At 40.0% G+C, this 22,434-nt stretch carries 22 protein-coding genes, 1 tRNA gene and 1 riboswitch; of the genes, 18 read left to right on the forward strand and 5 right to left on the reverse strand.

The window, feature by feature from the left end; all coding sequences use genetic code 11:
• Window positions 1-97 precede the first annotated feature (97 nt).
• Window positions 98-1,321, reverse strand: a complete 1,224-nt coding sequence (pepT, locus tag N8M09_RS08025) for a peptidase T (protein WP_261064808.1) — start codon at window positions 1,319-1,321, stop codon at window positions 98-100.
• Between the two features lie 152 nt (window positions 1,322-1,473).
• Here pepT and hemH point away from each other — a divergent pair, with 152 nt between their 5' ends.
• A complete protein-coding gene (gene hemH, locus N8M09_RS08030) occupies window positions 1,474-2,568 on the forward strand; it encodes a ferrochelatase (protein WP_261064809.1) in 1,095 nt (364 codons plus the stop codon).
• Between the two features lie 40 nt (window positions 2,569-2,608).
• On the opposite strand, the gene mscL is transcribed toward hemH, so the two are convergent.
• Window positions 2,609-2,989 carry a large conductance mechanosensitive channel protein MscL gene (gene mscL, locus N8M09_RS08035; protein WP_261064810.1) on the reverse strand — a complete coding sequence of 127 codons (381 nt, stop codon included), beginning with the start codon at window positions 2,987-2,989 and terminating at the stop codon, window positions 2,609-2,611.
• A gap of 82 nt (window positions 2,990-3,071) precedes the next feature.
• Window positions 3,072-3,503, reverse strand: a complete 432-nt coding sequence (locus N8M09_RS08040; protein WP_261064811.1) for a GtrA family protein — start codon at window positions 3,501-3,503, stop codon at window positions 3,072-3,074.
• 28 nt (window positions 3,504-3,531) lie between these two features.
• Window positions 3,532-3,629: riboswitch (PreQ1 riboswitch) on the forward strand.
• Here N8M09_RS08040 and N8M09_RS08045 point away from each other — a divergent pair.
• From N8M09_RS08045 to dapA, 4 genes are all read left to right on the forward strand, one after another.
• Window positions 3,627-4,136 carry a QueT transporter family protein gene (locus tag N8M09_RS08045; protein ID WP_000737072.1) on the forward strand — a complete coding sequence of 170 codons (510 nt, stop codon included), beginning with the start codon at window positions 3,627-3,629 and terminating at the stop codon, window positions 4,134-4,136. Its footprint overlaps the riboswitch before it by 3 nt.
• 99 nt (window positions 4,137-4,235) lie before the next feature.
• A tRNA-Thr gene (locus tag N8M09_RS08050) sits at window positions 4,236-4,308 on the forward strand.
• Between the two features lie 388 nt (window positions 4,309-4,696).
• Entirely contained in the window at window positions 4,697-5,773 is a 1,077-nt protein-coding gene (locus N8M09_RS08055) for an aspartate-semialdehyde dehydrogenase (RefSeq protein WP_261064812.1), read from the forward strand.
• 55 nt (window positions 5,774-5,828) lie between these two features.
• Window positions 5,829-6,764, forward strand: a complete 936-nt coding sequence (gene dapA, locus N8M09_RS08060) for a 4-hydroxy-tetrahydrodipicolinate synthase (protein WP_261064813.1) — start codon at window positions 5,829-5,831, stop codon at window positions 6,762-6,764.
• Window positions 6,765-6,810: 46 nt separating this feature from the next.
• Here the strand turns inward: dapA and mnmE are convergent, their stop codons facing one another.
• Window positions 6,811-8,184 (reverse strand): tRNA uridine-5-carboxymethylaminomethyl(34) synthesis GTPase MnmE, encoded by a 1,374-nt coding sequence (mnmE, locus tag N8M09_RS08065; protein WP_261064814.1) that lies wholly within the window; start codon window positions 8,182-8,184, stop codon window positions 6,811-6,813.
• 137 nt (window positions 8,185-8,321) lie between these two features.
• Window positions 8,322-8,504, reverse strand: coding sequence for a 4-oxalocrotonate tautomerase (locus tag N8M09_RS08070; RefSeq protein WP_001117401.1), 183 nt, complete (start codon window positions 8,502-8,504; stop codon window positions 8,322-8,324).
• A 123-nt stretch (window positions 8,505-8,627) separates the two neighbouring features.
• Between N8M09_RS08070 and N8M09_RS08075 the strand changes: the two genes are divergently transcribed.
• The 13 genes from N8M09_RS08075 (at window position 8,628) to N8M09_RS08135 (ending at window position 22,342) form a co-directional block, all read left to right on the forward strand.
• Window positions 8,628-9,227 (forward strand): thymidine kinase, encoded by a 600-nt coding sequence (locus N8M09_RS08075; RefSeq protein WP_261046519.1) that lies wholly within the window; start codon window positions 8,628-8,630, stop codon window positions 9,225-9,227.
• A complete protein-coding gene (locus N8M09_RS08080; RefSeq protein ID WP_261064815.1) occupies window positions 9,217-9,696 on the forward strand; it encodes a GNAT family N-acetyltransferase in 480 nt (159 codons plus the stop codon). The genes N8M09_RS08075 and N8M09_RS08080 overlap by 11 nt, the downstream gene beginning before the upstream one ends.
• A gap of 9 nt (window positions 9,697-9,705) precedes the next feature.
• Entirely contained in the window at window positions 9,706-10,785 is a 1,080-nt protein-coding gene (gene prfA / locus N8M09_RS08085) for a peptide chain release factor 1 (RefSeq protein WP_261064816.1), read from the forward strand.
• Window positions 10,785-11,621 carry a peptide chain release factor N(5)-glutamine methyltransferase gene (prmC, locus tag N8M09_RS08090; protein WP_261064817.1) on the forward strand — a complete coding sequence of 279 codons (837 nt, stop codon included), beginning with the start codon at window positions 10,785-10,787 and terminating at the stop codon, window positions 11,619-11,621. Before prfA ends, prmC begins: the two co-directional genes overlap by 1 nt.
• Window positions 11,605-12,207 (forward strand): L-threonylcarbamoyladenylate synthase, encoded by a 603-nt coding sequence (locus tag N8M09_RS08095; protein WP_261064818.1) that lies wholly within the window; start codon window positions 11,605-11,607, stop codon window positions 12,205-12,207. Before prmC ends, N8M09_RS08095 begins: the two co-directional genes overlap by 17 nt.
• Window position 12,208: 1 nt before the next feature.
• Complete coding sequence (locus tag N8M09_RS08100) at window positions 12,209-12,640, forward strand: GNAT family N-acetyltransferase (protein ID WP_261064819.1); 432 nt, start codon at window positions 12,209-12,211, stop codon at window positions 12,638-12,640.
• 61 nt (window positions 12,641-12,701) lie between these two features.
• Window positions 12,702-13,958 carry a serine hydroxymethyltransferase gene (glyA, locus tag N8M09_RS08105; RefSeq protein ID WP_261064820.1) on the forward strand — a complete coding sequence of 419 codons (1,257 nt, stop codon included), beginning with the start codon at window positions 12,702-12,704 and terminating at the stop codon, window positions 13,956-13,958.
• Between the two features lie 7 nt (window positions 13,959-13,965).
• Window positions 13,966-14,940: a nucleoid-associated protein gene (locus N8M09_RS08110; protein ID WP_261064821.1), complete on the forward strand. Its 975-nt coding sequence runs from the start codon at window positions 13,966-13,968 to the stop codon at window positions 14,938-14,940.
• A complete protein-coding gene (gene pmp23 / locus N8M09_RS08115) occupies window positions 14,940-15,554 on the forward strand; it encodes a cell wall hydrolase Pmp23 (RefSeq protein WP_261064822.1) in 615 nt (204 codons plus the stop codon). Before N8M09_RS08110 ends, pmp23 begins: the two co-directional genes overlap by 1 nt.
• Before the next feature lie 73 nt (window positions 15,555-15,627).
• Window positions 15,628-16,602 (forward strand): DUF1002 domain-containing protein, encoded by a 975-nt coding sequence (locus N8M09_RS08120; RefSeq protein WP_261064823.1) that lies wholly within the window; start codon window positions 15,628-15,630, stop codon window positions 16,600-16,602.
• Window positions 16,603-16,711: 109 nt separating this feature from the next.
• Window positions 16,712-18,103: an APC family permease gene (locus N8M09_RS08125; RefSeq protein ID WP_261064824.1), complete on the forward strand. Its 1,392-nt coding sequence runs from the start codon at window positions 16,712-16,714 to the stop codon at window positions 18,101-18,103.
• 296 nt (window positions 18,104-18,399) lie between these two features.
• Window positions 18,400-19,317 (forward strand): zinc-binding lipoprotein AdcAII, encoded by a 918-nt coding sequence (gene adcAII / locus N8M09_RS08130; protein WP_261064825.1) that lies wholly within the window; start codon window positions 18,400-18,402, stop codon window positions 19,315-19,317.
• Between the two features lie 7 nt (window positions 19,318-19,324).
• Window positions 19,325-22,342, forward strand: a complete 3,018-nt coding sequence (locus tag N8M09_RS08135; RefSeq protein ID WP_261064826.1) for a pneumococcal-type histidine triad protein — start codon at window positions 19,325-19,327, stop codon at window positions 22,340-22,342.
• Window positions 22,343-22,434 lie beyond the last annotated feature (92 nt).

Genomic DNA, 22,434 nt, shown 5'->3' on the forward strand with positions numbered 1-22,434 from the left:
CACAGTATCAGGAGCCGAAAACCTTGATACTATGCGTTTTATTGTGTGAAGATTTACTTCATTTTCTCTTAAAATTGAGTTTTTGCCCAGCCTATTTTTAGTCTTTATAAGCTACGATACCAATGATGGTATCAACTGCACGTTCCATAGTCTGAAGGCTGACGTATTCAAAACGTCCGTGCATATTTTCACCACCCGCAAAGATATTTGGAGTAGGGATTCCCATAAAGGAAATTTTAGAGCCGTCTGTTCCACCACGGATTGGTTCGATAATAGGTGTGATACCTAATTCTTCCATAACAGTTTTAGCAATGGTAATTGGCGTCATATCTTTCTCAATGACTTCTTTCATATTGTAGTACTGGTCTGTCAAGTTCAGGGTGACACGGTCGCTCCCAAGTTCTTGATTCATCTTATCAGCGATAGATTGCATAGCTGCTTTACGCGCTTCAAAGGAATCTTTTTCAAAATCGCGAATGATGTAGCTTGCACGCGCCTCCTCGACACTACCTGTCACATCCATTAGATGGTAAAAACCTTGGTAACCATCCGTTAACTCAGGTCGCTCATTCTCTGGAAGTTGATTGTGAAAATCAATTGCTAGCTGAAGGGCATTGACCATCTGACCTTTGGCGGTACCAGGATGGACATTACGTCCTTGGAAATGCAATTCAGCTCCAGCTGCTGAGAAGGTCTCGTACTGAAGCTCACCTAATGGACCACCATCAACTGTGTAGGCAAAATCAACATCAAAATCTTCTGCATCAAATTTATTGGCACCAACACCGATTTCTTCATCTGGTCCAAAACCAACACGAATCTCACAGTGTTTGATTTCAGGATGAGCAGTCAGATATTCAATAGCTGTCATAATTTCAGCAATGCCAGACTTGTCATCAGCTCCTAGCAAGGTTGTTCCATCGGTTGTGATGAGTGTTTGGCCTGGATATTTTTCAAGAATCTTGAAGTCAGCTGGATCTAATTTAAAACCAGAATTCCCTAGTTCAATCACACCACCATCGTAGTTTTCAATCACCTGAGGATTGACTCCTTCGGCATTAAAGTCAGCAGTATCCATGTGAGAGATGAAGCCAATCTTACGTGTTAAAGATGGGTCATTAGCTGGCAAGGTCCCAATTGCAAAACCATTTGGTAGATAATAAACATTTTGTAAACCAACACGTTTCATTTCTGGGATAAGGATATTGGTTGCGAAATCAACCTGACTCTGTGTACTTGGAGTAGTAGTAGAGTGTTCATCAGAGCGCGTGTTGACCTTAACGTAGGTTAAAAAGCGGTCCAAGAGATTTGGGTAAGTCATAAAAACTCCTTTTTAATTCATTTTTTCCATTGTATCATAGAAAGAAGAGAAAAACAAAAGACAGAAGATTGAGAATGTCCCTATGTTAGCGTTTACTTATCAATGAATTAATGATAAAATAAACTTGATAAAAACATCACAAGGAAGTAGTTATGAAAAAAGCAATTTTAATGATGACTTTCGGTTCACCAGAAGAGATTACCTTTGAAGGTGTAGCTGATTTTTTCACAAATATTCGTCGTGGAGTGAGACCCCAAGACCACGAGATTCAGACTCTCTATGATAATTATGTACGAATTGGAGGCACGCCTCTGCAAAGAATTACTCGTGAAGAGGTTGCCTTGGTAGAAGCTAGGCTGGGAAATGAATACAGTGTCTATTTTGCCAATAAGTTTTCCAGTCCCTTTATTCCAGATGTGATCGGTCAGATGGAAGTAGACGGCATTGAACAGTGTATTTGCTTGATTTTGGAGCCTCATTATTCTTTTTACTCTGTCATGGGTTATGAGAAATTTTTAGAAAGCAAGCAAATTCAATTTTTGGTCATTAAGGACTGGTATCAAGAAGAAGCGCTCTTAAACTATTGGGCGGATGAAATTGGTAAGATTTTAAAAGAAGAAGTAAAACAGGATAGCTTTAAAGTTATCTTTTCAGCCCACAGTGTACCTATTTTCGCCTTGGATTTTGGTGACCCATATATTGACCAAATTTTCGAAAATAGCAAGCTAGTCGCTGAAAAACTAGGCTTGAGTACAGAACAATATACTAACACCTGGCAGAGTGAAAGTGATATCGGTATTCCATGGATTAAGCCAGATGTTTTAGAGTATCTCAGAGAACAGAAAGAACACCCAGACCATTATATTTTTGTTCCTATCAGTTTTATCAGTGAGCATATTGAAGTCTTGTTCGACAATGATGTGGAATGTTATGACTTATGTCAGGAATTGGGTGTGAACTACCATCGATCACCAATGCCAAATACAGATTCTCGTTTGATTGATGCCTTGGTTAATGCAGTCAGAGCTAATGAAGATCAAGAATTTAAGGAATTTCTCCCAGAAGAAGAAACCTTTGATGAGTTAGTTCCTTCAGATGAGACGAAAAACATTTTGGCTGAATCTGAAGATTTACAAATGCCAGAATTTGTGAAAAAATTGATTGAGAAAAAAGGTCGTGAAAATGTTAAGATGCCTTATTTGATCAAGAAAATGCTTGAGAAAGCAGGTAAGTTACCAAAAGAGTAAAGAAAAAGGATTTAGCTTTGCGCTAGATCCTTTTAATCGATTATTTTTTCTCAAGAAGGGCTTTGATTTCTTGAAGTACTTCCAACTCAGTTGGACCAGCTGGAGCTTCCTCAGCAGCTTCTTCTTTCTTAGTAAGGTTTTGAGCTTTTTCTATTGCTTTAATCACAAAGAATAGAACAGTACCAACTACAAGGAAGTTGATAACAGCGCTCAAAAAGTTACCGTAAGCAACTCCATTCCATGAAAGTTCAGCAATACGTTCGATTTTTGCAGCTTTCAAAGCAGGGTTCAATAGAAGTGGAGTGATGATATCGTTAACGAATGAAGTTACAATAGCACCAAAAGTAGAGGCAATGATCACACCGACAGCAAGGTCAACAACGTTACCACGAAGCAAAAATGCTTTAAGATCTTTTAACATTTTCATAATTTCCTTTCAAAAAAAGTTTATACTTCATTATATATTAATTAAAAAAAGCTTGCAAGATATATGCTCAGAAATTTTATTTTTTAAAAATAAAAACCTTACTAAAAATGTAATTAAGGATAATTATCAACAATTGTGCAAGAACTGTTTCGATTGCATTGATTTTGTCAAGATTTTCATTTACGAATTGACCTATGATGTGGGGAAACTGGGTTACAAATAGAAAAGTAAAGAGCAAGTCTAACAGAAAAGTAGAAAGGCGGGCAAGAGAAAATTTCACTAAACGTCTTGGCCAATTCTTCCTAGCTTGCTTAAATACAATCCTATCATTTGTGATAAAGGCAAAGAGGATACCAATAATATTTGCTAGGGTAGTAGCAAGCAGTTCTTTATGGGTTAATTGATAAAGGACTAATCGGGATAGAAAGGAGACAAGAGTAGTTGCAAGGCCAAAGAAGAGATAGGCTAAGATTTCATTGTTAAAAAATTTTTGAATAGGAATTTTCATGTTTTAAGTATAGCATAAAGCAGGCTATTGTGCTATACTAGTAAGGTTGAATAAAGCAACCCTTGGTGCTTAGCTTCTTTCACCAAGCATATTACACGCGGATAATCCGCTAAAGGAGAAAAGATGAAAAAATTAACTATTCGTGATGTTGCAGACATTGCAATCGTCGCTGCTATCTATGTCGTTTTGACTGTTACACCGCCCCTAAATGCCATTAGCTATGGTGCTTATCAGTTCCGTATTTCAGAAATGATGAACTTTATGGCTTTTTATAATCCTAAGTACATCATCGGAGTTACCATCGGTTGTATGATTGCTAATTTCTTTAGCTTCGGACTGCTAGATGTCTTTGTTGGTGGTGGATCAACCCTAGTATTCCTCAGTCTAGGTGTTTGGCTTTTTGCAAAATACAGCAAAGATTACCTCTTTAATGGATTAATTCGAAAAGATCATTTCTTCTTTTCAATCCTCTTTTCAATTTCCATGTTTACCATCGCTGCAGAGTTGAATATCGTAGCGCAATTACCATTCTTCCTTACTTGGTTTACAACAGGGATCGGTGAATTTGCCTCATTGATTATTGGAGCGATTATCATTGGTAAAATTGGTCGTCGAATTGATTTAAGCAAATAGAAGAAGACAAGCTGGGTAGCCTTTACCTGGCTTTTTCTTATAGAAAATTTCTAAGGAAACTTGACAAGTTTTTCTGATTATAGTATACTTCTTAAGTAAGCTGATTTAGCTCAGTTGGCAGAGCGCATCCATGGTAAGGATGAGGTCGCCGGTTCAATCCCGGCAATTAGCATGAAATAGACAGAAAAGCCCTTGATTTACAAGGGTTTTTGTTATGTCTGCCCCAAATTTTTCAAAGATGTTTCTTATGCACATGTGTAAATAAAAACAAAGAGTTTCGTCAGTTGACAAAAGTCCTTCACTTTAGTAGAATAGTAGATGCGATGAGTCGATAGGTAGTCTTCGGACTACTATTGAGCATAAGGAGGTCATAACGCAGGAGCGGACCTTGATGAGTTGTGTGAACCTGCTCATCACATGAAGATGCCTCTTAGTCCCTGGTCTAGCGACCGGGGATTTTTATTTTCCAAAAAATGATGAAAAAGCTTTGCAATTCATGGAAAAAGTAGTATAATACATCTATTATAGAAATTTTTAGAAAATTCCGAAAGAGGTTATTTATGGGATATACAGTTGCTGTAGTCGGCGCGACAGGTGCTGTCGGAGCTCAGATGATAAAAATGTTGGAAGAATCAACACTTCCAATCGATAAAATCCGTTTACTTGCTTCTGCACGTTCAGCAGGCAAGACTTTGAAATTTAAAGACCAAGATATTACGATTGAAGAAACGACTGAAACAGCTTTTGAAGGAGTTGATATTGCTCTCTTTTCAGCAGGTGGTTCGACATCAGCTAAGTATGCACCGTACGCAGTTAAGGCTGGAGCGGTGGTAGTAGATAACACATCTTACTTCCGTCAAAATCCAGATGTTCCTTTGGTTGTTCCAGAGGTCAATGCTCACGCACTTGATGCCCACAACGGGATTATTGCCTGCCCTAACTGTTCGACAATCCAAATGATGGTGGCGCTTGAGCCAGTTCGTCAAAAATGGGGCTTGGATCGTATCATTGTTTCAACTTACCAAGCAGTCTCTGGTGCTGGTATGGGAGCGATTCTTGAAACACAACGTGAACTTCGTGAAGTATTGAATGATGGAGTGAAACCACGTGATTTGCATGCGGAAATCTTACCTTCGGGTGGTGACAAGAAACATTATCCTATCGCCTTTAACGCTCTTCCACAAATCGATGTCTTCACTGACAATGATTATACTTACGAAGAGATGAAGATGACTAAGGAAACTAAGAAAATCATGGAAGATGATAGCATTGCAGTATCTGCAACATGTGTGCGTATTCCAGTCTTGTCAGCTCACTCTGAGTCTGTTTACATCGAAACAAAAGAAGTGGCTCCAATCGAAGAAGTAAAAACAGCTATCGCAGCCTTCCCAGGTGCTGTTCTCGAAGATGATGTAGCTCATCAAATTTATCCGCAAGCCATCAATGCAGTGGGTTCACGTGATACCTTTGTTGGTCGTATCCGTAAAGACTTGGATGCTGAAAAAGGAATTCACATGTGGGTTGTTTCAGATAACCTTCTCAAAGGTGCTGCTTGGAACTCAGTTCAGATTGCAGAAACTCTTCATGAACGTGGCCTGGTTCGTCCAACAGCTGAATTGAAATTTGAATTAAAATAGTCATATCGTTTAGGAGTTCAGATGAACTCCTTCTTTGAAATAGAGAGGTGTTTTCATGTCTTATCAAGATTTAAAAGAGTGTAAAATCATCACAGCCTTTATTACTCCCTTCCACGAGGATGGTTCCATCAACTTTGATGCCATTCCAGCCTTGATTGAGCATTTATTGGCCCATCATACAGATGGAATTCTTCTCGCAGGGACCACTGCTGAGAGTCCAACTTTGACCCACGATGAGGAGTTGGAGCTGTTTGCGGCTGTACAAAAGATTGTCAATGGACGCGTTCCTTTGATTGCGGGTGTAGGTACCAATGATACGCGTGACTCGATCGAGTTTGTCAAAGAAGTAGCAGAATTTGGTGGTTTTGCTGCTGGGCTTGCAATCGTACCATACTACAACAAACCTTCTCAAGAAGGAATGTATCAGCACTTTAAAGCTATTGCAGATGCTTCTGACCTACCAATTATTATCTATAACATTCCAGGGCGTGTAGTTGTCGAATTGACTCCAGAAACTATGCTTCGTTTGGCTGACCATCCAAATATCATTGGTGTCAAAGAATGTACGAGCTTGGCTAATATGGCTTACTTGATTGAGCACAAGCCAGAAGAGTTCTTGGTCTATACTGGTGAAGATGGAGATGCTTTCCATGCCATGAACCTTGGTGCGGACGGGGTTATTTCTGTTGCATCCCATACAAATGGGGATGAAATGCACGAGATGTTTACCGCCATTGCAGAAAGCGATATGAAGAAAGCTGCATCTATTCAGCGTAAATTCATTCCTAAAGTTAATGCTCTCTTCTCTTATCCAAGTCCTGCTCCAGTTAAGGCAGTTCTGAACTATATGGGATTTGAAGCTGGACCAACTCGTCTACCTCTTGTTCCAGCACCAGAAGAAGATGCCAAACGCATTATCAAGGTTGTTGTAGATGGCGACTACGAAGCGACTAAAGCAACCGTAACAGGTGTCTTAAGACCAGATTATTAATGAAGACAATAAAATCCATGACCGCAAGAAGGATCATGGATTTTTCTTATTTTCCTAAACAGAATTGGCTAAAGAGTTGGGTGATGAGTTCATCTGGAGCAGCATCCCCAGTGATTTCTCCGAGGATTTCCCAAGTACGAGTCAAGTCAACTTGAAGCAAGTCAACTGGCATACCCAGTTCAAGACCTTCGTTAACAGCCTGTAAGCTTTCAACTGCCTTTTCAATCAAGGAAATGTGACGGGCATTAGACAAGTAGGTAGCATCTTGCTCAACCAAACCAGCATTTTCAAAGAAGAGGTCATTAATGCGTTCTTCAATCTTATCGATATTTTGGTTTTTAAGGACTGAAATACGGATGACATCTTCAGGTAGTTCTGAAGTTTCAATTGCTTCAGGAAGATCAGTTTTGTTAAGCAGAATAATGCGATTAGTATCTTGGCTGATTTCTAAGAGTTGGCGATCTTGGGTGGTCAGTGGTTCACTGGCATTTAATACAAGTAGTACCAAGTCAGCTTCCTTGAGGGCTTTTTTGGAGCGCTCGACACCGATTTGTTCTACAATGTCATCTGTTTCACGAATTCCAGCTGTATCAATCAATTTGAGAGGGACACCATTGATGTTGACGTATTCTTCGATGACATCTCGAGTAGTACCAGCAATGTCTGTAACGATAGCCTTGTCCTCACGCAAGAGGTTGTTGAGAAGGCTGGATTTCCCAACGTTGGGGCGTCCGATGATGGCTGTGGAAATTCCTTCACGGAGGATTTTACCGCGACGAGCTGTCCGAAGCAGATTGGTTAGCAATTGCTCAAACTCCATAGTCTTTTCACGTACAACAGCAGTAGTGGCTTCCTCAACATCGTCATACTCAGGATAATCGATATTGACCTCGACTTGGGCAAGTGTGTTAAGGATTTCTTGACGGGTATTGTTAATCAGGTCAGAAAGGGAGCCGTCTAATTGCTTAACTGCAATATTCATAGCCTTGTCTGTCTTGGCACGGATGATATCCATCACCGCCTCGGCCTGTGTCAAATCTACGCGACCGTTTAAAAAGGCACGTTTGGTAAATTCACCAGGTTCTGCCAATCGAGCTCCTTCACGGATAGCTAACTGGAGAATTTCATTGGTCACCGCGATCCCACCGTGGGTGTTAATCTCGATAATATCCTCACGAGTGAAGGTTTTTGGAGATTTCATGGCCCCAATCATAACCTCGTCCATAACTTTACCAGTTTGAGGGTCAACGATGTGACCGTAGTTAAGAGTGTGGCTAGCAACCTGATTCAAGTCTTTTCCTTTAAAAATCTTTTGCGCAATCGCAAAACTATCTGTTCCGCTCAGGCGGACAATACCGATAGCCCCCTCGCCTAGTGGAGTCGAGATAGCAGCGATGGTATCAAATTCACGTGTAATCATAATATTTCCTTTAATTAATAGCTCTTTTTTTGGAAAATTTTCCAAGTTTCTTTTCAAATTGTAACAAATTTGAACTATTTCTTCAATGGATGCTACTTGGAGATTGAAAAAGCCTAAGCAATTCTGCTTAAGCTAGCTTATTTGGTGCGCATTTCCCCTTGTGGGAAGTAAGTTCCTTCTGGCATGTCGTTGATGATGACATGGACAGCAGATTGAGGTGCTCCAGTGTTACGGACAACAGCTTCCGTTACTTCCTTAGCAAGAGCTTTCTTTTGCTCGAGCGTGCGTCCTTCAAATAAATCGATGCGTACAAATGGCATAATAGCTTCCTCCACTAGTTTTTGATTTCTTCTATTTTACCACATTTTGCCGTTTAAAGCTTAAGAAAATTATGATATACTAGAATGTAGCAAAAATTTAGAAATGGACGTGAAGCAAGAAACATGGCACAGTTGTATTATCGTTATGGGACCATGAACTCTGGAAAGACAATCGAGATTCTCAAGGTGGCCTATAACTATGAGGAGCAAGGAAAAGGTGTTGTGATTATGACTTCAGCTCTGGATACGCGTGACGGTGTTGGCTATGTATCGAGTCGAATTGGCATGAAACGCCCTGCCATTGCGATTGAGGAGTCAACGGATATCTTTGGATTTATCCGAGATTTACCTGAGAAACCATACTGTGTTTTGGTCGATGAAGCCCAGTTTCTCAAACGTCATCATGTTTATGACCTAGCTCGTGTTGTAGACGAGTTAGATATACCCGTCATGGCTTTTGGTTTGAAAAATGATTTTCGAAATGAACTGTTCGAAGGTTCCAAATATCTATTACTTTTAGCAGACAAGATTGACGAAATCAAGACCATCTGTCAGTATTGTAAAAAAAAGGCAACTATGGTTTTGCGTACACAGGATGGACTGCCAGTCTATGATGGTGAGCAGATTCAGATTGGTGGCAATGAAACCTATATCTCAGTTTGTCGTAAACATTATTTTGCGCCAATGATAACCTCTAACAAGGAGCAAAACTATGACAATTGAATTAAGAGATGTTACAATGGAAAATTATTTTGATGTTTTGAATTTGGATGTCAAGGAATATCAAAAACAATTCATTGCTACTAACGCAATTAGTTTAGCTGAAGCATACGTCTATACTAAAAATGGAGATTTTGTAGCTCCATTGGCAGTTTATGATAATGATGCAATTATAGGTTTTGTGATGATAGCTTATGATAAAAAGATCGGAATTAGTAGTGGAAATTATTTACTATTTCGTTTTATGATTGATAAGAATTTTCAAAATCAAGGATATTTTAAACTAATTATGGATAAAGTGCTAGACTATGTTCGGACAGCGCCAGCAGGTTTAAGCAATAAACTTTGGTTGTCTTATGAACTAGAAAATGAACATGCAAGATCTTGTTACCTCAGTTATGGATTTAAAGAAACTGGGGAAATATCCGAGAACGAAGTAGTAGCAATCTATGATTTAACAATTGAGAAATAAGGAGAAAAAATGAACATCTATGATCAACTACAAGCTGTAGAAGACCGTTATGAAGAATTAGGAGAATTGCTCAGTGACCCAGATGTGGTTTCGGACACCAAGCGTTTCATGGATCTTTCCAAAGAAGAGGCTTCTACTCGTGATACGGTAACAGCCTACCGTGAGTACAAACAAGTCCTTCAAAATATTATCGATGCTGAAGAGATGATTAAGGAATCAGGTGGAGATGCTGACTTGGAAGAAATGGCCAAGCAAGAGCTCAAAGATGCCAAGGCTGAAAAAGAAGAATACGAAGAAAAACTGAAAATTTTGCTCCTTCCAAAGGATCCAAACGATGACAAGAACATCATCCTTGAAATCCGTGGAGCAGCTGGTGGAGATGAAGCAGCACTTTTCGCTGGGGATTTGCTAACCATGTACCAAAAGTATGCAGAAGCCCAAGGATGGCGCTTTGAAGTTATGGAAGCTTCTATGAACGGTGTCGGCGGTTTTAAAGAAGTGGTTGCTATGGTTTCTGGCCAGTCTGTATACTCTAAACTCAAGTACGAATCAGGTGCCCATCGTGTGCAACGTGTTCCTGTGACAGAAAGCCAAGGCCGTGTTCATACTTCGACAGCGACAGTTCTTGTTATGCCTGAAGTGGAAGAGGTTGAATACGACATTGATCCAAAAGACCTTCGTGTCGACATCTATCATGCATCAGGTGCTGGTGGACAGAACGTCAATAAGGTTGCGACTGCGGTTCGTATCGTTCACTTGCCAACCAACATCAAGGTTGAGATGCAGGAAGAACGTACTCAACAGAAGAACCGTGAGAAAGCCATGAAAATCATCCGTGCGCGTGTTGCTGACCACTTTGCTCAAATTGCCCAAGACGAACAAGACGCTGAGCGTAAGTCAACGATCGGTACTGGTGACCGTTCAGAACGGATCCGTACTTATAACTTCCCACAAAACCGTGTCACAGACCACCGTATTGGATTGACCCTCCAAAAACTAGATACCATTTTGTCTGGTAAGTTGGATGAAGTTGTGGATGCCTTGGTGCTTTATGATCAAACACAAAAATTAGAAGAATTAAACAAATAATGAAATTAGCTCAATTATTTTCAGATTTTGAAGAAGAGTTGATAAGACAAGGAGAGGAAGCTGAAAGCCTCTCTTTTGTCTATCGTGGCCTGAAAAATCTCCCTTTCACAGATTTTGTTTTTGCTCTCCAGAAAGAGGTAACAGAGGAAGAAAAACAATTTGTAAAAGGAATTTTTCAACAGTTAGTAGCTCATAAACCGGCACAGTACATCATTGGACAGGCAGATTTTTATGGAATGCAGTTAAAAGTTGATGAACGAGTATTAATTCCTCGTCCAGAGACTGAGGAGTTGGTGGAGCTTATCCTGGTTGAAAATCCTGAGACGAATCTTTCAGTTCTGGATATTGGAACAGGTAGTGGAGCTATAGCCCTTACATTAGCAAAAAACAGACCAAATTGGTTAGTAACAGCAGCAGACATTTCCCAAGATGCTTTAGATGTAGCTAGCGAAAATGCTAAAAATCAAAATCTTCAAATATTTTTAAAAAAATCTGACTGTTTTACAGAAATTTCTGAAAAATATGATATAATTGTTTCCAATCCACCCTATATCTCTCGTGAAGATGAGTCAGAGGTCGGCTTGAATGTTTTTCATTCGGAGCCTCATCTAGCTCTCTTTGCAGACGAGGATGGCCTAGCTATTTACCGTAGAATTGCGGAAGATGCAAAAGACTATCTCAAAGATGGTGGTAAGATTTACCTTGAAATTGGATACAAGCAAGGTCAAAGTGTTCCTGAACTTTTTAGGAAGCATCTTCCTGAAAAACGTGTAAGAACACTTAAGGACCAATTTGGTCAAGATAGGATGGTCGTGATTGATGATGGACAGGATTAGACAAGAGTTGGAAAATGGTGGAGCTGTCGTTCTGCCTACAGAGACGGTTTACGGTCTTTTTGCCAAAGCTCTAGACGAAAAAGCAGTTGATCATGTTTACCAACTCAAACGTCGACCTAGAGACAAGGCACTCAATCTGAATATTGCCTCTTTAGAGGATATCTTGCACTTTTCAAAGAATCAGCCAGCTTATCTTCAAAAACTTGTAGAGACCTTTTTACCAGGTCCCTTGACCATTATCCTTGAAGCCAATGACCGAGTTCCCTATTGGGTCAATTCTGGTCTTGCAACTGTTGGATTTCGGATGCCCAGTCATCCCATTACCCTTGATTTGATTCGAGAGACAGGTCCCTTGATTGGGCCGTCTGCCAATATTTCAGGTCAGGCAAGTGGAGTAACCTTTGAACAAATTCTGAAGGATTTTGACCAAGAGGTTCTGGGTCTGGAAGACGATGCTTTTTTAACTGGACAGGATTCAACTATCGTGGACTTGTCTGGAGACAAGGTGAAAATCTTACGCCAAGGGGCCATTAAGCGAGAAGATATTCTTGCCCGGTTGCCAGAGGTTTCTTTTGAGGAGGAATGAGATGCTCAGAAATTTAAGAGAAACTGATGTGAAAGCTATTTGTGACATTAACCAAGAAGCTTTGGGCTATTCTTTTAGTCCAGAGGACACAGCTAGTCAACTAGCTAGATTATCTCAGGATTCCCATCATTTCCTACTTGGCTATGAGGATGAAGCTAGTCATGCCTTGCTTGGATATGTCCACGCCGAGGTCTATGAATCACTTTATTCTAAAGCAGGATTTAATATTTTAGCTTTAGCAGTTTCACCTCAAGCGCAAGGTCAAGGTATTGGCAAAAGCTTATTGCAAGGGTTGGAGCAAGAAGCAAAAAGACGCGGCTATGGGTTTATCCGCTTAAACTCTGCCGACCATCGTCTGGGTGCTCATGCATTTTATGAAAAAGTTGGTTATACTTGTGATAAAGTGCAGAAACGGTTTATTCGCATCTTTTAGTTTGATTTTCTAATAAGAAAATTAAACTAATGGACTAGTCACACAATAAAGGAGAAGACCTATGATTTTTGACAAAGATGATTTTAAAGCATACGATGCTGATCTCTGGAATGCTATTGCCAAAGAAGAAGAACGACAACAAAACAACATTGAGTTGATTGCTTCGGAAAACGTAGTTTCCAAGGCTGTTATGGCTGCTCAAGGGTCTATCTTGACGAATAAATACGCCGAAGGTTACCCAGGACGCCGTTATTATGGTGGAACTGATGTGGTAGACGTGGTGGAATCTCTAGCCATTGAACGCGCAAAAGAAATTTTCGGTGCAAAATTTGCTAATGTCCAACCTCACTCAGGAAGTCAAGCTAACTGTGCGGCTTACATGGCCTTGATTGAGCCAGGTGATACCGTTATGGGGATGGATTTGGCAGCAGGTGGTCACTTGACCCATGGGGCTCCTGTTAGCTTCTCTGGTCAAACCTACAACTTTGTTTCTTATAGTGTGGATCCTGAAACGGAATTCTTGGATTTTGATGCTATCTTGAAACAAGCCCAAGAAGTAAAACCAAAATTGATCGTAGCAGGTGCTTCAGCCTATTCTCAAATTATCGACTTTTCAAAATTTCGTGAAATTGCGGACGCTGTTGGGGCTAAACTTATGGTAGATATGGCTCATATCGCTGGTTTGGTTGCTGCTGGTCTACATCCAAGCCCAGTGCCATACGCTCATATCACGACAACAACGACCCACAAAACCCTTCGTGGCCCTCGTGGTGGTTTGATTTTGACAAATGATGAAGACCTAGCTAAGAAAATCAATTCTGCTATTTTCCCAGGTATTCAGGGTGGTCCTTTAGAGCATGTTGTGGCTGCCAAGGCTGTTTCCTTCAAAGAAGTTTTGGATCCAGCCTTCAAGGAATATGCTGCTAATGTAATCAAAAACAGCAAGGCTATGGCGGATGTCTTTTTGCAAGACCCTGATTTTCGTATCATTTCTGGAGGAACTGAAAACCACCTCTTCCTAGTGGATGTGACTAAGGTTGTAGAAAACGGAAAAGTTGCCCAAAACTTGCTGGATGAAGTCAATATTACCCTAAATAAAAACTCAATCCCTTACGAAACCTTGTCACCATTCAAGACAAGTGGTATTCGTATCGGATCTGCAGCCATTACTGCACGTGGATTTGGTGAAGAAGAAAGTCGCAAAGTAGCTGAACTGATCATTAAAACCCTTAAAAATGCAGAAAATGAAGCTGTCTTAGAAGAAGTGAGAAGTGCAGTCAAAGCCTTGACAGACGCCTTCCCATTATACGAGGACTAAAACTTTTATGGACATTTATATTAAGAAAGCCATTATTCACCAGTTCAGTCCGGCTGATACCGAGCTGTTCCTAGCGGATAAGCTTCTCAATATTACTCCAAAAATCGAAGAATACCTGCGTAAAAAAATTGAACGTGTGTATTCAGATGAAGCCAAGACTGGGATTTTCGAGGAAGAAAATCCCTTCTTCAATCACATCACAGACGATTTATTGGAGACATCAGTAACACTGGCTAATCTCTGGAAAGAGGAGTTTAGCATTTCTGAAAATCTCAAGACCAATGACTTGATTTTTGTGCAATTTTCTAAAGAAGGTGTGGAACATTTCGCTTTCTTGAGAATTGCCCTGCGTGAGACCTTGACCCACCTCGGAGGAGAAGTTGATAATCCAATCAAGCTGACTCAGAATAACCTGCCTGGATTTGGAACGGGTGCCGACGAAGCCTTGGTGGTCAATCTTCAGAGTCGCAAGTACCATCTGATTGAAAAACGAATCAAGTACAACGGGGCTTTCTTGAACTATTTTTCAGAAAATCTTCTTGCTGTCACCCCTAAAATTTCACCCAAGAAATCTATCAAAGAACTGGAAAAAACAGCTCAGAGAATTGCTGAGACTTTTAACCCAGATGATTTTCAATTTCAATCCAAGGTCAAATCAGCGATTTTCAATAATCTAGAAGAAAGTAATGAATTGTCACCTGAAAAATTGGCTAACGACCTTTTTGACAACAATCTGACAGCTCGTTTGAGCTTTATTGACCAAGTCAAAGAAGCCGTACCAGAACCAGTTCAATTTGATGAAATTGATGCCAGTCGTCAGCTTAAAAAATTTGAAAACCAAAAACTTTCCTTGTCAAATGGAATTGAGCTCATTGTTCCCAATAACGTCTATCAAGACGCCGAGTCTGTTGAGTTTATCCAAAACGACAATGGAACTTACTCTATCTTAATCAAAAATATCGAGGATATTCAAAGCAAATAATGTTTAAACGAATTCGAAGAGTGCTTGTACTAGCAGTCTTCCTTTTTGCTGGATATAAAGCTTACCGCGTTCACCAAGATGTCAAGCAAGTCATGACCTATCAACCCATGGTGCGAGAAATCTTGAGTGAAAAAGACACCCCAGCAAACGAAGAGCTTGTGCTCGCTATGATTTATACCGAAACAAAAGGAAAAGAAGGCGATGTCATGCAGTCTAGTGAGTCTGCAAGTGGTTCAACCAACACCATCAATGATAATGCCTCTAGCATTCGGCAAGGCGTTCAAACTCTGACAGACAATCTCTATCTGGCCCAGAAGAAGGATGTAGATGTCTGGACAGCTGTTCAAGCTTATAATTTTGGTCCTGCCTATATCGATTATATTGCCCAAAATGGCAAGGAAAACACCTTGGCTCTGGCCAAACAGTACTCTCGCGAGACTGTTGCTCCCTTGCTTGGCAATACCACTGGAAAGACTTATAGTTATATTCACCCCATTTCCATTTTTCACGGTGCCGAACTCTATGTAAATGGAGGAAACTATTACTATTCTAGACAGGTGCAACTCAACCTTTACATCATCAAATGTTTCACTCTCTTTTCGACATCTGGCTAGTCCAGGTGTTTTTGTTATAAGTTTTCTTTAAGATAGATATATTACTCTAGAATGGTAAAGGAGGAAATTCCCTATGAGAAAGAAACTCTTTCTGACTAGTGCTGCGGTCTTGTGGGCAGTAACAGCTATGAATAGCGTCCATGCAGCAACAGATGTTCAAAAAGTCATTGACGAAACCTATGTTCAACCTGAATATGTCCTAGGTTCATCATTGTCTGAAGATCAAAAAAATCAAACCCTTAAAAAACTAGGCTATAATGCCTCAACAGACACCAAAGAACTCAAGACCATGACACCTGATGTCTATTCTAAGATTATGAATGTGGCAAATGACTCTAGCTTACAATTGTATTCATCAGCCAAGATTCAAAAGCTAGGGGACAAATCACCACTTGAGGTCAAGATTGAAACACCTGAAAATATCACCAAGGTAACTCAGGATATGTACCGAAATGCAGCCGTAACTTTGGGTGTGGAACACGCCAAAATCACTGTAGCAGCACCTATTCCAGTTACAGGTGAGAGTGCCTTAGCCGGGATTTACTATTCGCTGGAAGCTAATGGAGCCAAGGTGCCACAAGCCAACAAAGATTTGGCTCAAGAAGAGCTGAAGGCTTTGTCCGATATCAATGCTGAAAACAAGGACAAAACAGGCTATGATGCTAATAAATTAAACGTTGCCCTAGCCGATATCAAGTCAGGACTTGCCAAAGCTAAAGAAAGCAAGGGAAATCTGACGGAGGAAGATGTCCGTAAAATCGTTGAAGATACCTTAAAAAATTACAAACTTGATCAGGTGATAACAGGAAACCAGATCAATATCATCATCAATTTTGCTTTAAATCTCTCAAAAAGTGATATTCTTAGCAATACAGACTTCACTAAAACTCTAAATGACCTTAAACAAAGTATTGTTTCACAAGCTGGCGATAGTTTTAAAAATATCAATCTTAACTTTGATGCGGATAAGGCGCTAGAGGACGGCGGTAATTTTCTAAGCTCCCTCTGGCAAGCCGTTGTCAACTTCTTCAAGAGTTTTGGTTCTTAAGCTGTTACAAAAAGGTAGTCAGATTTTTTCAGAAAAATGTTTTATAAATATTCACAAATCTCCTATATTTATGGTAAAATAGAATCATCATTTTATTATGGAGTCAAAGATGAATATATTTAGAACAAAGAACGTTAGTTTAGATAAAACAGAGATGCACAGGCATTTGAAGTTATGGGATTTGATTTTGCTGGGTATCGGAGCCATGGTAGGGACAGGTGTCTTTACAATCACAGGTACTGCAGCTGCAACGCTTGCTGGTCCAGCCCTAGTGATTTCAATCGTCATTTCTGCCTTGTGTGTAGGATTATCAGCCCTCTTTTTTGCAGAATTTGCTTCACGAGTACCTGCTACAGGTGGTGCCTACAGTTATCTCTATGCTATTTTAGGAGAATTCCCAGCCTGGTTGGCTGGTTGGTTAACCATGATGGAGTTCATGACAGCCATATCTGGTGTGGCTTCGGGTTGGGCAGCTTATTTTAAAGGCTTGCTTTCTCAATATGGGATAGCCCTTCCTCAGGCTTTAAATGGTACCTTTAATCCTCAAGCAGGAACATTTGTTGATTTATTGCCTATTCTTGTCTTGGTCTTGGTGACTTCGCTTGTTTTACTAAATGCCAAGGCAGCCTTACGCTTTAATTCTATTCTAGTTATTTTGAAATTTTCCGCTTTAGCTCTCTTTGTTTTAGTAGGAATTTGGCATATTAAACTTGACAACTGGAGTAATTTTGCTCCTTATGGTTTTGGACAAATCTATGGTGCTAGTACTGGTATTATGGCTGGTGCGTCCTTGATGTTCTTCGGCTTTTTGGGATTTGAATCCATCTCTATGGCCGTAGATGAGGTCAAGACTCCTCAAAAAAATATTCCTAGAGGGATTGTCTTATCGCTTTCTATCGTAACCATTCTTTATGCCTTGGTGACTCTTGTTTTGACTGGTGTGGTTCACTATAGTCATCTAAATGTTGATGATGCCGTTGCCTTTGCCCTTCGTAGTGTTGGGATTAGTTGGGCAGCCAACTATGTGTCATTGGTGGCTATCTTGACCTTGATTACGGTTTGTATCTCGATGACCTATGCCCTATCGCGTATGATTTACAGTTTAGCACGTGACGGATTGATGCCTGCTGCCTTTAAGGAACTGACGAAGACTAGCAAGGTACCCAAAAATGCGACTATTTTGACAGGTCTAGCTTCAGCAGTAGCAGCAGGAATATTCCCACTAGCCAGTATCGCAGCCTTCTTAAACATTTGTACCTTGGCATACTTGATTATGCTTGCTTACAGCTTGATTCGCTTACGGAGAGAAAAGGGGATGCCCAAAGCTGGAGAATTTAAAACACCATTGGTACCCTTATTACCAATTTTATCAATCATCATTTGTTTATCCTTTATGTTGCAGTATAATATGGAAACTTGGATTGCTTTCCTAGTTGCTTTGTTGATAGGAAGTATTATTTACGTCACTTATGGTTATAAGCATTCTACCATAGAAGAATAATACTCTTCGAAAATCTCTTCAAACCACGTCAGCTTCGCCTTGCCGTATGTATGGTTACTGACTTCGTCAGTTTCATCTACAACCTCAAAACAGTGTTTTGAGCAGCCTGCGGCTAGCTTCCTAATTTGCTCTTTGATTTTCATTGAGTATATAAAGTGAGAATCTGTTGAGTTATTGAAACTCAGCAGATTTTTATATGTGAAAGAAATTTCAATTTTTTTCTAAAAATAGCTTGACAGATTAAATTTTTAGGAGTAGAATGTTTACCAGTTAATTAAATAGTTAAGGGGTTATCCATGAAAAAACAAAGTTTATTTTTAGTATTGTTAAGTGTCTTTCTTTTGTGTTTAGGTGCTTGTGGTCAAAAGGAAAGCCAGACAGGGAAAGGGATGAAAATTGTGACCAGTTTTTATCCTATCTACGCTATGGTCAAGGAAGTATCTGGTGACTTGAATGATGTTCGGATGATTCAGTCAAGTAGTGGAATTCACTCTTTTGAACCTTCGGCAAATGATATCGCAGCTATCTATGATGCAGATGTCTTTGTTTACCATTCTCATACGCTCGAATCTTGGGCAGGAAGTCTGGATCCCAATCTAAAAAAATCTAAAGTGAAGGTTTTAGAGGCTTCAGAGGGAATGACTTTAGACCGCGTCCCAGGGCTAGAAGATGTGGAAGCAGGGGATGGAGTTGATGAAAAAACGCTCTATGACCCTCACACTTGGCTAGATCCTGAAAAAGCTGGCGAAGAAGCTCAGATTATCTCTGATAAACTTTCAGAGGTGGATAGTGAGCATAAAGAAACTTACCAGAAAAATGCGCAAGCCTTTATCAAAAAAGCTCAAGAATTGACTAAGAAATTCCAGCCTAAATTTGAAAAAGCGACTCAGAAAACATTTGTAACACAACATACAGCCTTTTCTTATCTAGCGAAGAGATTTGGACTTAATCAACTTGGTATTGCAGGCATCTCTCCTGAACAAGAACCAAGTCCAAGACAACTAACAGAAATTCAGGAATTTGTTAAAACCTATAAGGTTAAAACGATTTTTACAGAAAGTAATGCTTCTTCAAAAGTAGCTGAAACTCTTGTCAAATCAACAGGTGTGGGGCTTAAAACTCTGAATCCTTTAGAGGCAGACCCACAAAATGACAAGACCTATTTAGAAAATCTTGAAGAAAATATGAGTGTTCTAGCAGAAGAATTAAAGTGAGATAAGAATGAAAATCAATAAAAAATATGTAGCGGGTTCAGTGGCAGTTCTTGCCCTAAGTGTTTGTTCCTATGAACTTGGTCGTTACCAAGCTGGTCAAGTTAAGAAAGAGTCTAATCGAGTTGCTTATATAGATGGTGATCAGGCTGGTCAAAAGGCAGAAAATTTGACACCAGATGAAGTCAGTAAGAGAGAGGGAATCAACGCCGAACAAATTGTTATCAAGATTACGGATCAAGGTTATGTGACCTCTCATGGAGACCATTATCATTACTATAATGGCAAGGTTCCTTATGATGCTATCATCAGTGAAGAACTCCTCATGAAAGATCCGAATTATCAGTTGAAGGATTCAGACATTGTTAATGAAATCAAGGGTGGCTATGTCATTAAGGTAGACGGGAAATACTATGTTTACCTCAAGGATGCGGCTCATGCGGACAATATTCGGACAAAAGAAGAGATTAAACGTCAGAAGCAGGAACATAGTCATAATCATAATTCAAGTACTGATAATGCTGTTGCTGAAGCCAGAGCCCAAGGACGTTATACAACGGATGACGGTTATATCTTCAACGCATCTGATATCATCGAAGATACGGGTGATGCTTATATTGTTCCTCATGGCAATCACTTCCACTATATTCCTAAGAGTGATTTGTCTGCTAGTGAATTAGCTGCCGCCCAAGCCTTCTTATCTGGAAAAGGTGGGCAATTAAGTACGGTTGAATATCGTTCTAGCAGAGCTGAAACAAGATCTAGTGTGAGAACGAGTCAATCTGATACACCTCAAAATCCTGCAACAGATTCTGAAAGTCAAAGTGAGGATTTAGCTAGTCTCCTTCAAGAATTGTACGCCTTACCACTTAGCCAACGTCATGTGGAGTCTGATGGCTTGGTATTTGATCCAGCACAGATTACAAAACGTACAGCCAATGGTGTCGCAGTACCTCACGGAGATCATTTCCATTTCATCCCTTATTCGCAAATGTCTGCCTTGGAAGAAAAATTGGCTCGAAATCTACCAATTGGTGGTCAACCAGTTCAAAGTCATTCTGATAATACGAAACCAAGCAGTACAGATAAACCAAGTTCAACACCAAGTTCACCGATTAAACCAAACTTTAATCTCAATACGCAGGCACCAAATCGAGGAACTGGAGGCGCTTATACAACGGATGATGGGTATGTATTTAGTCCGACAGATGTGATTGAAGATACAGGTGACGCTTTTGTTGTACCGCACGGCAATCATTTCCACTATATACCTAAGAGTGATTTATCTGCAGGAGAATTGGCTGCTGCCCAAGCTTATTGGAATGGTAAGCAGGGCTCACATTCTGCTACAAGCTCAAGTAAACCAAGTAGTAACAATCCAAATCCGGCTCCAGCCCAACCAAGTTTGACAGAGACTCCAAACCTGACTGTCACCCCAACTTATCATCAAAATCAAGGGGAAGATATCCCAACACTTTTAAGTGAATTGTATGCCAAACCTTTATCAGAACGCCATGTAGAATCGGATGGCTTAGTCTTTGATCCGGCACAAATCATCAAACGTACAGCTAACGGTGTTGCAGTGCCACACGGAGATCATTATCACTTTATCCCTTATTCACAAATGTCACCGCTGGAAGAAAAATTGGCTCGTATGATAGCTGTTAAGGGACAAAATGGCAGTGTCTTGCCAAGTATTACTCCTCTGAAGCCAGCCCCTACTACCAAACCTCTAGCACCAGTGGAAAATAAACCGACAGAATTTGATGTCAATCAGGTTGTTAGAAAAGTTGGTGATGGATATATTATAGAAGATAAGGGCGCTAGTCGTTATGTTCTAGCTAAAGACTTAGCCAAGGATAAGATTGACGCTATTGAAAATCTCTTGTCTAAGAAAACTCAAGAGACGCATGCCCTAGTTGCGAAGAAAGAAAATGTCGCTCCTCGTGACCAAGAATTTTATGATAAAGCATATAATTTGTTGGCCGAGGCTCATAAAGCCTTGTCTGAAAATAAGGGGCGTACTTCTGATTTCCAAGCCTTAGACAAATTAGCAGAACGCTTGAATGATGAATCTTCTAATAAAGGAAAATTAGTAGACGATTTATTGGCATTCCTAGCACCAATTACCCATCCAGAGCGACTTGGTAAACCAAATTCTCAAATTGAATATACTGAGGCCGAAGTTCGTATTGCTCAATTAGCTGATAAGTATACAACCTCAGATGGTTATATTTTTGACGAACATGATATTATCAGTGATGAAGGAGATGCTTATGTAACGCCTCATATGGGCCATAGTCACTGGATTGGAAAAGATAGCCTTTCTGATAAGGAAAAAGCAGCTGCTCAATCTTATACTAAAGAAAAAGGTATCCTACCTCCATCTCCAGATGCAGACGCTCAAGCAAATCCAACTGGAGATAGTGCAGCGGCCATTTACAATCGTGTGAAAGGTGAGAAACGAATTCCACTCGTTCGACTTCCATACATGGTAGAGCATACAGTTGAGATAAAAAATGGTAATTTAATCATTCCTCATAAGGATCATTACCATAACATTAAATTTGCTTGGTTTGATGATCACTCATACAAAGCTCCAAACGGTTATACCTTGGAAGATTTATTTGCGACGATTAAGTACTATGTTGAACATCCTGATGAACGTCCACATTCTAATGATGGATGGGGTAATGCCAGCGAGCATGTCTTAGGTAAGAAAGACCACAGTGAAGATCCAAATAAGAACTTCAAAGCAGATGAAGAGCCAGTAGAGGAAACACCTGCTGAACCAGAAGTCCCTCAAGTAGAGACTGAAAAAGTAGAAGCCAAGCTCAAAGAAGCAGAAGCTTTACTTGCTAAAGTAACAGATGCTAGTTTGAAAGCCAATGCAACAGAAACCCTAGCTGGTTTACGAAATAATCTGAGTCTCCAAACCTTGGATAATAATGGTATCATGACAGAAGCAGAAAAATTGCTTGCTTTGTTAAAAGGTAGTAATCCTACATCTGTAAGCAAAGAAAAATAAACTAATGAAAAATGAGGCTCTTTGTCAACTGTAGTGGGTTGAAGAAAAGCTAAGATCGAGAAAGGACGAAATTTGTCCTTTCTTTTTTGATA

Origin of the sequence: Streptococcus mitis, from assembly GCF_946190375.1 — a bacterium.
GTDB lineage: Bacteria > Bacillota > Bacilli > Lactobacillales > Streptococcaceae > Streptococcus > Streptococcus mitis_CJ.